Annotated in this window: 16 protein-coding genes; 5 read left to right on the top strand and 11 right to left on the bottom strand. The window is 59.0% G+C overall.

The annotated features are described in order from the left end of the window. Nucleotides 1–43 precede the first annotated feature (43 nt). The 7 genes from C7964_RS05305 to C7964_RS05275 all read right to left on the bottom strand — a co-directional run bounded on the left by C7964_RS05305 (nucleotide 44) and on the right by C7964_RS05275 (nucleotide 6,321). On the bottom strand, nucleotides 44–559 hold the full coding sequence (locus tag C7964_RS05305) for a DUF4167 domain-containing protein (protein ID WP_110278659.1): 516 nt from the start codon (nucleotides 557–559) through the stop codon (nucleotides 44–46). 218 nt (nucleotides 560–777) lie between these two features. Then, on the bottom strand, nucleotides 778–1,626 hold the full coding sequence (gene prmC, locus C7964_RS05300; RefSeq protein ID WP_110278658.1) for a peptide chain release factor N(5)-glutamine methyltransferase: 849 nt from the start codon (nucleotides 1,624–1,626) through the stop codon (nucleotides 778–780). After that, entirely contained in the window at nucleotides 1,623–2,678 is a 1,056-nt protein-coding gene (gene prfA, locus C7964_RS05295; RefSeq protein WP_110278657.1) for a peptide chain release factor 1, read from the bottom strand. The genes prmC and prfA overlap by 4 nt, the downstream gene beginning before the upstream one ends. Nucleotides 2,679–2,696: 18 nt before the next feature. Further along, complete coding sequence (locus tag C7964_RS05290) at nucleotides 2,697–3,128, bottom strand: DUF1499 domain-containing protein (protein WP_110278656.1); 432 nt, start codon at nucleotides 3,126–3,128, stop codon at nucleotides 2,697–2,699. 58 nt (nucleotides 3,129–3,186) lie between these two features. Then, nucleotides 3,187–4,128, bottom strand: coding sequence for an agmatinase (gene speB / locus C7964_RS05285; protein ID WP_110278655.1), 942 nt, complete (start codon nucleotides 4,126–4,128; stop codon nucleotides 3,187–3,189). Then, a complete protein-coding gene (gene speB, locus C7964_RS05280) occupies nucleotides 4,128–5,096 on the bottom strand; it encodes an agmatinase (protein WP_110279417.1) in 969 nt (322 codons plus the stop codon). The genes speB (C7964_RS05285) and speB (C7964_RS05280) overlap by 1 nt, the downstream gene beginning before the upstream one ends. A 67-nt stretch (nucleotides 5,097–5,163) precedes the next feature. After that, nucleotides 5,164–6,321 (bottom strand): M20 aminoacylase family protein, encoded by a 1,158-nt coding sequence (locus C7964_RS05275; RefSeq protein ID WP_110278654.1) that lies wholly within the window; start codon nucleotides 6,319–6,321, stop codon nucleotides 5,164–5,166. A 63-nt stretch (nucleotides 6,322–6,384) separates the two neighbouring features. On the opposite strand from C7964_RS05275, the gene mazG reads away from it, so the two are divergent. Beyond that, on the top strand, nucleotides 6,385–7,209 hold the full coding sequence (mazG, locus tag C7964_RS05270) for a nucleoside triphosphate pyrophosphohydrolase (protein ID WP_110278653.1): 825 nt from the start codon (nucleotides 6,385–6,387) through the stop codon (nucleotides 7,207–7,209). Here the strand turns inward: mazG and C7964_RS05265 are convergent. Together C7964_RS05265 and C7964_RS05260 are read right to left on the bottom strand one after the other, a co-directional pair. Continuing rightward, on the bottom strand, nucleotides 7,206–9,011 hold the full coding sequence (locus tag C7964_RS05265) for an ABC-F family ATP-binding cassette domain-containing protein (protein WP_110278652.1): 1,806 nt from the start codon (nucleotides 9,009–9,011) through the stop codon (nucleotides 7,206–7,208). The genes mazG and C7964_RS05265 overlap by 4 nt on opposite strands. 9 nt (nucleotides 9,012–9,020) lie before the next feature. Further along, nucleotides 9,021–9,749, bottom strand: a complete 729-nt coding sequence (locus C7964_RS05260) for a GNAT family N-acetyltransferase (protein WP_110278651.1) — start codon at nucleotides 9,747–9,749, stop codon at nucleotides 9,021–9,023. 75 nt (nucleotides 9,750–9,824) lie between these two features. Here C7964_RS05260 and msrB point away from each other — a divergent pair, with 75 nt between their 5' ends. Then, nucleotides 9,825–10,217, top strand: a complete 393-nt coding sequence (gene msrB, locus C7964_RS05255) for a peptide-methionine (R)-S-oxide reductase MsrB (RefSeq protein ID WP_110278650.1) — start codon at nucleotides 9,825–9,827, stop codon at nucleotides 10,215–10,217. 13 nt (nucleotides 10,218–10,230) lie between these two features. On the opposite strand, the gene C7964_RS05250 is transcribed toward msrB, so the two are convergent. After that, nucleotides 10,231–11,091 carry a hypothetical protein gene (locus C7964_RS05250; protein WP_110278649.1) on the bottom strand — a complete coding sequence of 287 codons (861 nt, stop codon included), beginning with the start codon at nucleotides 11,089–11,091 and terminating at the stop codon, nucleotides 10,231–10,233. A gap of 133 nt (nucleotides 11,092–11,224) precedes the next feature. Beyond that, nucleotides 11,225–11,701, bottom strand: coding sequence for an outer membrane protein assembly factor BamE (locus tag C7964_RS05245; protein ID WP_110278648.1), 477 nt, complete (start codon nucleotides 11,699–11,701; stop codon nucleotides 11,225–11,227). Between the two features lie 84 nt (nucleotides 11,702–11,785). On the opposite strand from C7964_RS05245, the gene C7964_RS05240 reads away from it, so the two are divergent. The 3 genes from C7964_RS05240 (at nucleotide 11,786) to plsX (ending at nucleotide 13,849) form a co-directional block, all read left to right on the top strand. Further along, entirely contained in the window at nucleotides 11,786–12,334 is a 549-nt protein-coding gene (locus tag C7964_RS05240) for a YceD family protein (RefSeq protein ID WP_110278647.1), read from the top strand. 161 nt (nucleotides 12,335–12,495) lie between these two features. Continuing rightward, nucleotides 12,496–12,702: a 50S ribosomal protein L32 gene (rpmF, locus tag C7964_RS05235; RefSeq protein WP_008236104.1), complete on the top strand. Its 207-nt coding sequence runs from the start codon at nucleotides 12,496–12,498 to the stop codon at nucleotides 12,700–12,702. A gap of 22 nt (nucleotides 12,703–12,724) precedes the next feature. Next, the gene (gene plsX / locus C7964_RS05230; protein WP_110278646.1) at nucleotides 12,725–13,849 is read left to right on the top strand and encodes a phosphate acyltransferase PlsX; all 1,125 of its coding nucleotides are present in this window, start codon (nucleotides 12,725–12,727) and stop codon (nucleotides 13,847–13,849) included.

Raw genomic sequence — 13,849 nt, 5'->3', positions numbered from 1 at the left:
CCCCCGCCAAACAAAAAGCCCCCCGAAATCGGAGGGCTTGTCTTTATTCAGCAGCCTCTGGGGCGTTGTCGCTCTTTGGCCCCTCATCGGGTGCCTTGCGCGGTTTGCGCGGCTGACGCGGGCGCTTGGGCTTGGCCTCGGGGGTTTCTACCAAACCGCTGTCACCTTCGTGCGCATGATCCGGCTGATCCATCTCCAGAGGAGCGTTCGCGGCCTCCTCCTGCGCGCTCAAGCGCTCCTGACGCTCGCGGTCACGCTCGGCCTGACGCTGACGGTTCTGCTCTTCCTGCTCTTCGCGCTTGGCATCGACTTCACGCTGCGCTTCGGCCAGAAGACGCGTGTAGTGTTCTGCGTGCTGGGCAAAGTTTTCCGCATCCACACGGTCGCCCGACAAAACGGCATCGCGGTGAAGCTGGTTGTACTTTTCAATAATTTGCTGCGGCGTACCGCGCACTTTGCCATCAGGGCCCGAGCTGTCAAAAACCCGATTGATGATGTTACCGCCCGTGGGACGGTTGTTGCGATTTTTATTCCGCGACCGTGACTTAGATGATCTCATAAGTTGCTTTCAAGCCTTTGGCTGTCGTTGCTGGGCCAATGTCGCGCTAATAGCGCGTCTCAAATGTGTAGCCTTGCGATGTTTGGCGACTGATCGGGGGGAGGTCAGTGGCGAGCCTCGTCCCATCCGATGGGATTGAATAAGCATGTGGGGGGACGCAAGACAAGACCAAAGTGAGAAAAAGGCGTGTTTTTGCCGGTTATTGTGGCGCTGGCGGGTCAAGAACGCCTGGTTTTGCCGGTCACAACACGGTCGCGACCATCAAGGTCGGGAATCACGAAAACATGGGTCAGACCGCCTTGCAGCATCAGTTCAGCCACCGCTTTGCCTTGTGTCGATCCGATCTCGAAGATCAACCGGCCGTCCGGTTCCAGCACATCTTGCGCCTGTGAAATGATGGTGCGGTAGGCGAACAGCCCATCAGCCTCATCGGTCAGCGCCAAACGCGGCTCCCATTCGCGCACATCGCGTGACAGGCCCGCCATTTCATCGGCGGCAATATAGGGCGGATTCGCCACGATCAGATCAAAGGGCCGCCTGATACCCGCCAACCAGTCGCTTTGCACAAAGGTTGCCCTGTCATCCACATGGTGTCGCTGCGCGTTGCGCAAGGCCACGGCAAGCGCCTTGGGCGACACATCGGCCCCCACACCAACCGCCTGCGTATTTTCCGCCAGCAGCGTCACCAGAATACAGCCTGACCCCGTCCCGAGATCCAGCACACGCGCGAAGGGATCACGCAAGGCCACATCAATCAGCGTTTCGGTTTCAGGACGCGGATCAAGGACATCCTTTGTCACCTCGAAATCGCGCCCGTAGAACGCGCGTGACCCGATCAGATGCGACACGGGCTCGAACCGCGCGCGGCGGGCGATCAGGTGGTCAAACCGCGTCATGACCTCTGCCGACACAGGCTCTGGCAGGATCAGCGTCAGCCGCCCTGCATCCACGCCGGAGGCATAGGCAAAAAGCTTGCGCGCGTCACGCGCGGCATCGGGCACCCCGGCTTTGGTCAATTGCTGCACAGCCGCCGTCAGAACCTGACTGCCGGTCCTGGCGTCACTCACGCGCCCATCTCGGCCAGCATCGTGGCTTGCGCGTCAGATTGCAGGGCATCGATGATCTCATCCAGATCACCCTGCATCACCTGCCCCAAGGAATAGAGCGTGAGGTTGATCCGGTGATCCGTCAGGCGCCCTTGGGGGAAGTTGTAGGTCCTGATCCGCTCCGAGCGGTCCCCCGACCCGACCTGACTTTTCCGGTCTGCCGAGCGTTCGCTGTCCACGCGCTGGCGTTCCAGATCAAACAGGCGCGTTTTCAGCACCTGCATTGCAATCTCGCGGTTGCGGTGCTGGGATTTTTCGGAACTGACAACAATGATGCCCGTGGGAATATGCAGGATCCGCACCGCACTGTCCGTGGTATTGACGTGCTGTCCCCCCGATCCCGACGCGCGCATCGTATCAATGCGCAAATCATTCGCATTGATCTCGATATCGACGTCTTCCGCCTCGGGGAGCACTGCCACCGTTGCAGCAGAAGTATGAATACGCCCGCCACTCTCGGTTTCAGGCACACGCTGCACGCGGTGCACACCGCTTTCGTATTTCAGCCTTGCGAAGACACCATCACCGACAACCCGCGCGACTACCTCTTTCACGCCGCCCAATTCGCTCAGGCTCTCTTCAAGAATTTCGAATTTCCAGCCCTGCTTTTCGGCATAGCGCTGATACATCCGTAAGAGATCAGCCGCAAAAAGCCCCGCCTCATCACCGCCCGTGCCGGGCCGGATTTCCAGCAATGCGGGCCGGCTGTCAGCGGCATCTTTCGGCAAAAGCGCCAGTTGCACATCATGTTCGGACGCTTCCAGCGCCGCTTTCAGATCAGGCAATTCAGCCTCGGCCAATTCCTTCATCTCCGGATCAGCCAGCATCGCCTCGGCATCGGCGATCTGCGCGAGCAGGTCCTTGTAGGCGGTCACGGTTTCCACGACGGGGCGCAAATCGGCGTATTCCTTGCCCAATTTGGCAATATCATTGCCCGCGGCACCACTCGACATTTTCGCTTCCAGAAACTGGAAACGGTCAATCAGCTGTTCGATTTTATCAGATGCGATCATGGATCACCGATTGGCGGATCAAAGCGGCTCGGTCAAGGGGGCAAGCGTTTCAAGCCAGCTTTCAACGCGCGCCTTGTTCACACCCATATCAGACTGGCCGAACCGCAACCTGCCGTAAATCACAAGTAAATCACCCTGCACGGCAACAGTTGTATGATCGGGAAAGCCCCATAAAAGCGACCGTGTCTGAAAGGTTATCATACCCTCCGCCACACTGCCCGCCAGCAACCGTGTCCGTGGCGTCGCCAAGGCCCGCTGTTCAACCCTTCCCAGCACGTCGGCAGCGGGGGCATTGATGCGGCGCACGGCAAGGAACGACCCCGGCCCCTCCGTATCGCCCGGCGCAGTCACTTCGGGCACTTGATGCCAGCGCGCTATGTCCGTCGGCGCAAACCGCACATAGGCCACAAGACCGGCAACAATGAGAATGATCAGATAAAGAATGCGCATAGGGCCCCTCATAATTGATTTAAAATGCACCTAATGCGCCGGTGGTCACTTTTGAAGCCTAGCGGTACGGCACACCGGGCAGTATCGACAGCATTTCGAACATGAGGTTCGCCCCGGTCAGTGCAGTATTGCCCGACGGATCATAGGGCGGCGACACCTCGACAAGGTCACAGCCCACAATATTCAGGCCCCGCAAACCGCGGATCAGCTCCATCGCCTGCGGTGTGGTCAGCCCGCCAATCTCGGGTGTGCCGGTGCCCGGCGCATATGCAGGGTCCAGACTGTCGATATCATAGGTGATGTAACAAGGCTGGTCGCCGATGGTGGCCTTGATCTCGGCCGCGAGGGGCGTCAGCGATTTGTGCCACAACTGCGGCGCCAGATACTGGTTGAACCCCCAGCCCGCGGCCTCTGTAAAGTCATCTGCGGTGTAACCCGTACCACGCAGCCCGATCTGGAACACCTTGTTGGCGGTGATCAGCCCTTCCTCATAGGCGCGGCGAAAAACCGTGCCGTGGGTCTCGCGCTCGCCGAACATCTCGTCGTTTACATCGGCATGGGCATCCACATGCACGAGCGCGACCGGCCCATGCTTGGCCGCCACCGCACGCAGCACAGGCAGGGTCAGCGTATGATCACCACCCAATGTCATCGGGATGAAATCATGCTTGAGGTGTGCCGCGTAAGTCTCTGTTATAATGCGGATACTCTCGCTGAGCGAAAAGGTGTTGATCGCCACATCCCCAAGGTCCGCACATTGCAGTACATCAAAAGGCGCCGCACCCGTCTGTATGTTATAGGGGCGGATCATCGCCGACTGTTCGCGGACCTGCTTGGGGCCCATCCGCGTACCGGACCGCCACGACGTGCCGATATCCATCGGGATGCCGATAAATCCCACATCAAGGCCTGCCGCACTGGTGACTTCTGGCAGGCGCATGAAGGTCTGCGGCCCTGAAAACCGCGCCAGATCATTTCCCGATATCGGTTGGTTCGGCATCACTTTTTCCTTTTATTCCAGAGCGCAAGACAGCAAAGTTCCATCGCCACATGCGCCCCCGCAATCGCGGTGGCCCCTGTCGTGTCATAGGGCGGCGACACCTCAACGATGTCGCCCCCCACCATATTGATCCCGGCAATATCCCGCAGGATTGCCGCCGCCTGCCAGGACGCCAGACCACCCCAGACAGGCGTGCCGGTGCCGGGCGCAAAAGCGGGATCAAGCGCGTCGATATCAAAGGTCACATAGGTCGGATGATCGCCCACCCGCGCCCTGATCTCTTCGGCCACCCACGCATTGCCCTTTTCGTGGCACGTGCGGGCGTCAATATAGGGCATTCCCAGATAGTCTGCGCATTCCGTCCGAATGCCGATCTGGACAGAGCGCGTCACATCCACCAAACCCAGCTTCACGGCCTTGTACATCATCGTGCCGTGATCAATGCGGGCCATATCGTCATCAGGCCAAAGATCGGAATGGGCATCAAACTGAACCACCGACAGCGGCCCGTATTGCGCGGCATAGGCACGCAGGATCGGCAGGGTGATGAAGTGATCACCCCCCAAGGTCACCGTCCCGCAGCCCTGCCCCAATATCCCCGCGATATGGGCCTCCACCAAAGCAGGCACACCGGCCACATTGGCATAGTCAAAGGCCATATCGCCATAGTCTGCGATGGCAAATTCCCCCAGCGGATCAAACCCGTCCCAGCCGTAAGGCGGATCATAGGGTTGCAGGCTCGACGCCTCGCGGATCGCGCGCGGTCCAAACCGCGTGCCGGGGCGATGGGTGACGGCCTGATCGAACGGCACACCCGTGACCGCCAGATCGAACCCCGTCAGATCCTTGGTGTACATCCTGCGCAAGAACGACGTGGCCCCGCCAAAAGCGTTCTCATAGGCCAATCCGCGCCGCTCGATGGCCGTAAACGCCCCGTCCACCGCCTCTTTCGCTTTATCAAGTGTCACCACGCCACCTCATTTTCCATGTCCAATCAAACTTCCGCCGGAGGCTTCTGCCCCTGCACCGCACGCCTCAGGCCGCTGGCAAAGCCCGCTCGACCAACCGCGCGAAAAAGGACGCCCCCACAGGGGCCGCCCCATCGGCAAAATCATATTTGGGGTGATGCAACCCCGCACTGTCACCGTTACCGACATAAACATAGGCACCGGGACGTTTTTCGAGAAAATACGAAAAATCCTCTGCCCCCATGTCATACTGGCGGGCATCATCCACATCCGGCGAGATTTCCCGCGCGACAGCCGCGGCAAAGGCGGTCTTTTCAGGATCATTGATCGTCGCCGGATAGCCGCGTTCGTAAATCACCTCGGCCTGCACACCGTAAGCCGCCGCATGACCAGTCACGATCTCGGTCAGCCGCTTTTCCACCATGTCCTGCACCGATTTTGCCATCGTGCGGACTGTGCCGTTGATATAGGCTTTCTCGGGCACGATGTTATCGGCTGATCCCGTATGAATTTGCGTGACCGAGACGACCAGATCCTCGAAAGGCACATGGTTGCGGCTCACAATTGTCTGGATCGCATTGACCATCCCCACAGCCGCAACCACCGGATCAGCGGTTTCGTAGGGGTAGGCCCCGTGCCCGCCAATCCCTGTGATATGAATGTGAAAGCTATCGACAGCGGCCATAATCGGCCCCGGCGTGGTATAGAAGGCCCCCACCGCATCGCCCGGTCCACTGTGCAGGGCATAAACCTCGGCGATGTCAAACCGCTCAAGAATACCTTCCCTGACCATGACCTCGCCGCCGCCGCCATTTTCCTCGGCAGGCTGGAAAATCAGCGCGACGCGCCCTGCAAAATTGCGCGTTTCCGCCAGATACCGCGCCGCCCCCAGCAACATCGTGGTATGCCCGTCATGACCGCAGGCATGCATCCGGCCCGCCACTTTTGATGCATAATCCAACCCCGTTTCCTCCTGCATGGGCAGCGCATCCATGTCGGCGCGCAAGCCAATCGTTGGCCCAGCAGCCTTGCCATTGATAATCGCCACCACGCCAGTCGTCGCGATCCCCTCGTGGATCTCGTCCACCCCGAAGGTGCGCAGCTTTTCAACCACAAAGGCCGCCGTTTCATGGCATTCAAATCCCAACTCGGGATACTGGTGCAGATGCCTGCGCCACGCGGTCATATCCTCCGCAAAATCGGCGATACGGTTAATCACTGGCATGTCTGGTGCTCCGGCAAATCTGCTCTTACGGTGCCACTTGACCCCAACAAGAGGCCCCGTGCAATGCCTGATGACACCCTGATCCATGATCCTGACGGCGGAATGCCGCGTCTGCTGGAAATCATGCGGCGTTTGCGTGATCCCCACACTGGCTGCCCTTGGGATATCGAACAGGATTTCGCCTCCATCGCCCCCTACACCATCGAAGAGGCCTATGAGGTCGCTGACGCCATCGCCCGCGCCGACTGGGACGAGCTTGAGGGCGAATTGGGCGATCTGCTGCTGCAAACCGTCTATCACACGCAGATGGGGTCAGAGGCGGGGCATTTCACCTTTGACAGCGTCGTCAAGGCGATCGCTGACAAAATGGTCGCGCGCCACCCGCATGTTTTCGGCGACGAATCGCGCGACAAATCCGCCGAACAACAGACCGCCGACTGGGAAAAGATCAAAGCAGCCGAGCGCGCAGGCAAAGCGCAGACCCGCACGCTGGACGGTGTGGCCACCGGCCTGCCCGCGCTAACCCGCGCCGTGAAACTGCAAAAACGTGCAGCCCGTGTGGGCTTTGACTGGCCCGATACCTCCCATGTGATCGACAAGATCATCGAGGAAGCAGGTGAGCTGGTCGAGGCGCGTGATACGCTCAGCCGCGCAGAGGTCGAGGAAGAATTCGGCGATCTGCTGTTCGTGGTCGCCAACCTTGCCCGTCATCTTGATATCGACCCCGAAACGGCCCTGCGCGCCACCAACGCCAAATTCACGCGGCGCTTTGAGGCGGTGGAAGATGCGCTGAAAGCGATGGGCAAAACCCCCGCCGACAGCGATCTCGCCGAAATGGATGCGCTTTGGGATCAGGTCAAAGCTGCCGAGAAACGGGCGAAAACCTAGCCCGCCTTCTCTTCCAGCTTCAACCATTCCTCTTCAGCATCCTGCAACGCGGACTGTCGCGCGACCAATGCGTCAGTGGCTTTTTGAAACTTCAAAGGCTGCTTGGTGAACAACTCGGGATCGGCCAGCAACTCCTCAAGCTTTGCGATCTCGGCGGTCAGCTTGTCGATGACGCCGGGCAGTTCTTCAAGTCGGTGCTTTTCGGTGAACGACAGCCCCGCACTGGCCTTCTTCGGGGCTTCTTTTTCCTTCTTGGCCAATGGCTTGCTGGCCTGCTTGGCCTCGGTGAAATCACCACCGCGTTGGGCGCGATAGTCTGTCCAACCACCTGCATAAACGACCGCCTCGCCATTACCTTCCATGGCAATCGTCGTGGTCGCGACACGGTCGAGAAAGTCACGGTCGTGACTGACGAGAAGCACCGTGCCCTCGTAATCGCCCAATATATCCTGCAACAGATCAAGCGTTTCGATATCCAGATCGTTGGTCGGTTCGTCGAGGATCAGCAGATTGCTTTCCCGCGCCATCAGCCGCGCCAGCAAGAGCCGCGCCTTTTCACCGCCCGAAAGCGAACGCACTGGCGCACGTGCTTGCGCCTCGTTGAACAAAAATTCCTTCAGATAGCCGACCACATGTTTGGGCGTGCCGCGCACCATGATCTGGTCGGATTTACCCGAGACACCCAGTTCGGGATCATTGGCCAGATTTTCCCACAGTGTCATATCTTCGTTCAGCGCCGCACGCGTCTGATCAAACACCGCGATATCAAGGTTGGTGCCGAGTTTCACCGATCCCGCGTCCGGTTCCACCTGCCCCAATAGCATCTTGATCAGCGTGGTTTTACCCACACCATTCGGCCCCACAAAGGCAATCCGGTCGCCGCGCTGCACCGTCAGATCGAAATTGCGCACGATGTTTTTGCCGTCAAAAGCTTTGCTCAGCCCGAAGGCCTCAACCACTTTTTTGCCAGAGGTTGACCCACCGTCAAAGGCCATCGACGCTGTGCCCTGCCGTGTGATCTGCGCGGCACGTTCGGCGCGCAATTCCTGCAAGGCCCGCACGCGGCCCTGATTGCGCTTGCGGCGGGCAGAGATGCCTTCCACCGCCCAACGCGCCTCGGCCTTGATCTTGCGGTTCAGCTTATGGCGCTGCTGGTCTTCTTCTTCCCAGATCTTGTCACGCCACGCCTCGAAATTCTCGAATCCCTCTTCCGCGCGCCGTACCTGCCCGCGATCAATCCAGAGCGTCGCGCGGGTCAGCGCGCGTAAAAACGCGCGGTCGTGGCTGATCAGCACAAAACCGGCACGTGTGGTTTTCAGCTCGTTCTCAAGCCAGGCAATCGCCTCGATATCAAGATGGTTTGTCGGCTCGTCCAGCAGCATCAGTTCCGGCGCTTCGGCCATCAGCTTGGCCAAGGCCGCACGCCGCCGTTCCCCGCCCGAGGCCGTGTTCACATCACCTGCGGGATCAAATTTCAGGCCCTCGGCCACCATATCGACCTTATAGGCCTCATCAATGTCCAGCCCGCTGGCGGCATAATCACCCAAAGTGGCGAAACCGGCCATCGTGGGGTCCTGCTCCATATAGCCTACCTGCACACCTGGGGCAGCGGTACGCGCGCCGCTGTCGGGCAGGACAAGGCCCGCCATAACCTTCATCAAGGTCGATTTGCCTGATCCGTTACGCCCGACCAGCGCCACACGGTCGCCGGGTTGGACGACCAGGGACAGGTCTTCGAATACAGGATCGCCGCCGAAGGTCAGCGCGATTTCAGAGAGTTGGAGTAAGGGTGCTCTAGCCATATCCGCCTGCTATGGCAGAGATGCTGTCTGCGCAAGGGCCCTCAGTGCAGCGGCACGTGCAGGCGGCACCGACGCGACCTCAAGACAGGTGAAAACATGCAAGGTTTGCATGGTGCGGTCGATCACCGCGTGGTCACATACCCAGCCGCCCATGGCCAGATAGGTGCGCAAAAGTGGCGGCATCGGCACGGTGCCATGGCACGGGATATCGGCAAAGCGCACTACCTCTGCGGCTTTCGGGCCGGGGCGCAAGGTTTCAGGCCCCAGATGACGCGCGGCAAGCCGTTTGAAGGCCTGCCCGTATGGCGCGGGATCGGTGCCTGCAAAACTGGTACAGCCGAACAGGACCGCGATACCGCGCGCATCCACCAGCCCGGTCAACGCCCCCCACGCAACGCGCAAAACATCCGCATCACGCGCATCGGCGGCAATACAAAAGCGGCCCACCTCGATCATCGGGGCGTCGCAGGTCGCAAGGCCGGACAGGTCATAACACCCCGCCGCATAGCATTTGCCGATCTCGGCCCCTGACGCCATCTCGAGCAGGCGCGCTGTCGCGACCAGCCGGCCCGCCTGATCCTCGACCATCACATGGGCACAGATCGGATCATAGGCATCGCGGTCCTGCCCCTTGCCGCCAAAAAAGCACTGATGCCGCAGGCGTTGACAGGCAACGAGATCAGCATCGGTTCTGGCCAACCGTGCCGCATAGCGTCCGTCCTGAAACGAAATTGTCATCTGGGCCTGCCTTGGCGAACTACCGTTGTAGACCTAAGTTAACGACAGATAGGTTACGAAAGGAATGGGGAAACCATGGATAAAGTCGTCAAATCTGATGCTGAATGGCGCGCGCAACTGTCAGATATGGCCTATAAGGTCACGCGCAAGCATGGCACGGAACGGGCTGGCACGCATGAGAATTTCCCGAAAGGTCCGGGCACTTACATGTGTGTTTGCTGTGGCGCGCCGCTCTTTGAGCAGGCAGCCAAGTTCGAAAGCGGCACAGGCTGGCCTTCGTTCTATCAACCCATCGATTCCGAAATGGTGGGCGAGAGTGTCGACCGCAGCTTTTTCATGAAGCGCACAGAGGTGCACTGTAACCGCTGCGACGCGCATCTGGGCCATGTGTTCCCCGACGGACCACAGCCAACCGGTCTGCGCTACTGTATCAACGGGGTCGCGCTGGAGTTTGAACCCGAAGAATAGTTACTATGCGTCGCTATGGGCATTTGCGCGCATGCCGCGACACATTCGACATGTTCGTTACAAACCGCGGGAGTGTACACAGGCCAGCCGGACAACGCGCCACGCCCTGATCGGTTGGAAACAGAAAAACCTGTGTGTCGACAGTGGCAAACGCGGAGTTATTGTCATTCAGAAGTACGGGAATATCATTGAAAATCAGCCTGAAAAAAGTAGGCGAAGCAGGCGAAACAACATCCACATCATCATACGGAAACCTGCGCTCAATACCCAAGGGTATGCCCGACGACGTCGTCTGAACGTATCTCAGATACAAGCGTGGCTCAAGCACCTGCACAGCATTCTCGCAGCCCTCGACGGGGTTTTGAAAGACAGTGCCCGTCACTTCAGACGGCCCCTTCGGTTCGTTGATTTGCGCACGCCAACTACTGTCCATGATCTCGAATGCGAAAGGTGAGTGACACGCAGTAAATGTTCCAGAGATCGAGATGGACGTCTGAGAAAGATTGCGTGCATCGAAAGGCGAACGCTGCAATTCGCCGCCGTTGCAGCTGACTTCGACCTGTCTGAGTTCAGTGCCAGACCTGTGACCTACGAAGCATCTTGCTTCTTCCTCTAGGATGACACCATCCGATGATATGCTAGCTTCCCGCAAAGACTGCACATGCTGCGCCGTATAGGACACTTCGCCGGTCTCGAATTCCACTTTAAACGCGGTTTGCCCGGGACCATTGCATTGAGGGTGATCTTCAATGATCGTGAGCGGAGCAAATAATCCATTTGGAATATCGGATGCAATCGTGTCCGCATCGCTGGCGACCGGTGCTGCGATGAAAGACACGCAAACAACACCACCTAGGAAAAGTGAATTCTGCATCGATTCCCCCACTCTACTTCAGGTAGAAATATGGGCAACCTGATCTGTCACTTCAAGGTGCAGGCGTCTGTGGCGGCAGCCTCCGGACCAAACCAGCGGGCATGACAAGTGATTGTAATTGCCTAAGTGCGCCCTACGGCTCGTCACCCAGGAACTGCCCGGCATCAATGCGACCGAACGATCCCAACAGCTGGCTGAGGAAGGTAATGTCGTTGATGCCATCCTCAGTCACCCGACGGTCAAGCACCACCACGCGGCCATCTTCGAGCGTATAGCGCGAGATGTTGCGCACGCGGTCGCCCGCGTCAAAATCAATCGCCAGAACTTGCCGGTCCACCTCTTCCGGTGCGAAGGGGCCGAAAATTTCGAACTGGCTGGAGGCATAGTAGATCGTGTTGTTCTGCAAGGCGCGGTCAGACACAGGCGGGCCGAAAAGGGCGATCACCTCGTCCTTGGTTGTGCTGCCGACATTCACTGTCGCAAGCTCCTCTGCGGGCGGGATAAAGCCGTGATAGCGGTCCATCGGGCTACAGCCGGCCACGATTGCAAACACGGACACGAATCCTGCGGCCTTGATTGTTTTGCGCAGTTTACCTGTCATCGCACTCATACCTGTCGCCTCTTGCCTTGGCGCCGTGCGCCTTTTATCCCCGATACAGTACACCCCGCCCCTGTTCAAGAATCGAAAGCAGTTATGACCAACATACCCACGTCACATCTGCGTTTGGCTGATCTGGCAACGCGCAAACCAACACCCTTTGAACTGGTGCCGACGCCACAGGAACGCGCGGCAATAGCAGAGGAACTCGGCATTGTCGGGATCAAGAAACTGCGCTTTGCCGGCACACTGACACCGCAGGACCGCAAGGACTGGGTCCTGAACGGCGAACTGGGTGCCACAGTGGTGCAATCCTGCGTCGTCACGCTTGATCCGGTGACCACCCGCATAGATGAGCCGCTTGTGCGGCATTACTTGGCCGAACTGCCCGAGATTGAAGCCACCGAGATCGAAATGCCTGTGGACGACACGGTTGAGGGCTTGCCCGAAACGCTCGACCTTGCGCAGGTGATGATCGAGGCGCTTGCGCTGGCTTTGCCGCTTTATCCACGCAAAGAGGACGCCGCGCTCACAGATGCGATTTTCACCAAACCGGGCGAAACCCCGATGACGGACGATGATGCCAAGCCTTTTGCGGGCCTAGGCGCTTTACGGGAAAGTCTTGAAAAGAAAGAAGAAAAATAGCGCCACGGCCCTTGGCGAAAAAGGGTTGCACTATAGAGGAATCGCAGTATGTTCGCGGCCTCTTTGACATCGTGTCTCGACAGGGCTGCCACAATGGCGTAGGACCCCGCGCAGACGCACAGAAATCAGGGCCGCGGCCCTTTAAACCATAGGGTTGAGACATGGCTGTCCAGCAGAATAAAGTATCCAAATCCCGCCGCAACAACCGGCGTGCACACGATTCACTCGTCGCGGCGAACCCGAACGAGTGTGACAACTGTGGTGAGCTGAAGCGCCCACATCACGTGTGCCCTTCCTGTGGCCACTATGCGACACGTGAAGTGATCGCAGACACCACAGAAATCGATCTCGACGACGACGCTGCTTAACGTCGCATAAAGGCAAAGTAGCATGACAACACCCCAGACGGACACCGCTCCGACACAGGGGCATGCTGCGAGCCACGTGCTTTCCGTCGACGCCATGGGCGGCGACAAAGGGCCTGCAACGGTTGTTGCGGGCCTTGCCAAGTTTCTGGGCAAGCAATCCGGCGCCTCTGCGATTTTGCACGGGCCCAAGCAAGAACTTACCCCGCTTGTCGACAAGCACGGCATCGCAGAACGCGTCACGATCCATGATGCCGCTGACGTGGTGATGATGACCGACAAGCCCAGCCATGTGCTGCGCCATGGTAAGAACACCTCCATGTGGTCGGCAATTGAGGCGGTACGCAACCGCGAGGCTGCCGTTGCTGTCAGTTGCGGCAACACAGGCGGTCTGATGGCGATGTCCATGCTGCGCCTGCGCAAGGCCGAGGGCGTCAACCGCCCTGCCATCGCCTGCCTGTGGCCGTCGCGCAATCCGTCAGGGTTCAACGTGATGCTGGATGCAGGCGCCGACATCCGCGCCGATCAGGATGACCTGCTGACCTATGCGCTCATGGGGGCCTCCTACGCGCGCAACGGTCTTGATATCGCGCGCCCTCGTGTGGGGCTTCTCAATGTCGGCACAGAAGAGCACAAAGGCCGTGCTGAGTTGAAGGTTGCCCATGAACTTATTGGAAACGCTGCAATAATCGGTGACTTTGAATATGTCGGTTTTGTTGAAGGCGGCGATCTGCCTTCCAACAAAGTCGATGTAATCGTCACCGACGGTTTCACCGGCAACGTCGCGTTGAAGACCGGCGAAGGCACCGCCACGCTGATCAGCGAGCTGCTGCGCGGTGCCTTGATGAAAAACCCCTGGTCTATGCTGGGCGCACTGCTCGCGGGTGGTTCTTTGCGCAGCTTGCGCAAACGGATTGATCCGCGCCGCGTGAACGGCGGCGTGTTTCTGGGGCTGAACCAGACGGTGATCAAGAGCCACGGCTCTGCCGACGAAACCGGTGTCGCAGCCGCGCTTCATCTGGCCTACCGGCTCGCCCAAAGCGGTTTTTCAGATAAACTCGCAGCAAGGGTTGCGTCCGCTGCCTCGCTTGCCCAAGATGCAAGCACGGCAAGCGGAACCGACGGTTCCAAGATAAAAACGGGCAAATAA

Source organism: Loktanella sp. PT4BL (assembly GCF_003201935.1).
Classification (GTDB): domain Bacteria; phylum Pseudomonadota; class Alphaproteobacteria; order Rhodobacterales; family Rhodobacteraceae; genus Yoonia.
The sequence above is the reverse complement of the archived record's forward strand: the minus strand, read 5'-3'. Positions and strand labels throughout refer to the sequence as shown.

Coding starts and splice junctions, on each gene's coding strand:
- C7964_RS05305 (WP_110278659.1), bottom strand. CDS start 559: ATGAGATCATCTAAGTCACGGTCGCGGAATAAAAATCGCAACAACCGT.
- prfA (WP_110278657.1), bottom strand. CDS start 2,678: ATGATCGCATCTGATAAAATCGAACAGCTGATTGACCGTTTCCAGTTT.
- C7964_RS05290 (WP_110278656.1), bottom strand. CDS start 3,128: ATGCGCATTCTTTATCTGATCATTCTCATTGTTGCCGGTCTTGTGGCC.
- speB (WP_110278655.1), bottom strand. CDS start 4,128: ATGCCGAACCAACCGATATCGGGAAATGATCTGGCGCGGTTTTCAGGG.
- C7964_RS05275 (WP_110278654.1), bottom strand. CDS start 6,321: ATGCCAGTGATTAACCGTATCGCCGATTTTGCGGAGGATATGACCGCG.
- mazG (WP_110278653.1), top strand. CDS start 6,385: ATGCCTGATGACACCCTGATCCATGATCCTGACGGCGGAATGCCGCGT.
- C7964_RS05265 (WP_110278652.1), bottom strand. CDS start 9,011: ATGGCTAGAGCACCCTTACTCCAACTCTCTGAAATCGCGCTGACCTTC.
- C7964_RS05260 (WP_110278651.1), bottom strand. CDS start 9,749: ATGACAATTTCGTTTCAGGACGGACGCTATGCGGCACGGTTGGCCAGA.
- msrB (WP_110278650.1), top strand. CDS start 9,825: ATGGATAAAGTCGTCAAATCTGATGCTGAATGGCGCGCGCAACTGTCA.
- C7964_RS05250 (WP_110278649.1), bottom strand. CDS start 11,091: ATGCAGAATTCACTTTTCCTAGGTGGTGTTGTTTGCGTGTCTTTCATC.
- C7964_RS05245 (WP_110278648.1), bottom strand. CDS start 11,701: ATGAGTGCGATGACAGGTAAACTGCGCAAAACAATCAAGGCCGCAGGA.
- C7964_RS05240 (WP_110278647.1), top strand. CDS start 11,786: ATGACCAACATACCCACGTCACATCTGCGTTTGGCTGATCTGGCAACG.
- rpmF (WP_008236104.1), top strand. CDS start 12,496: ATGGCTGTCCAGCAGAATAAAGTATCCAAATCCCGCCGCAACAACCGG.
- plsX (WP_110278646.1), top strand. CDS start 12,725: ATGACAACACCCCAGACGGACACCGCTCCGACACAGGGGCATGCTGCG.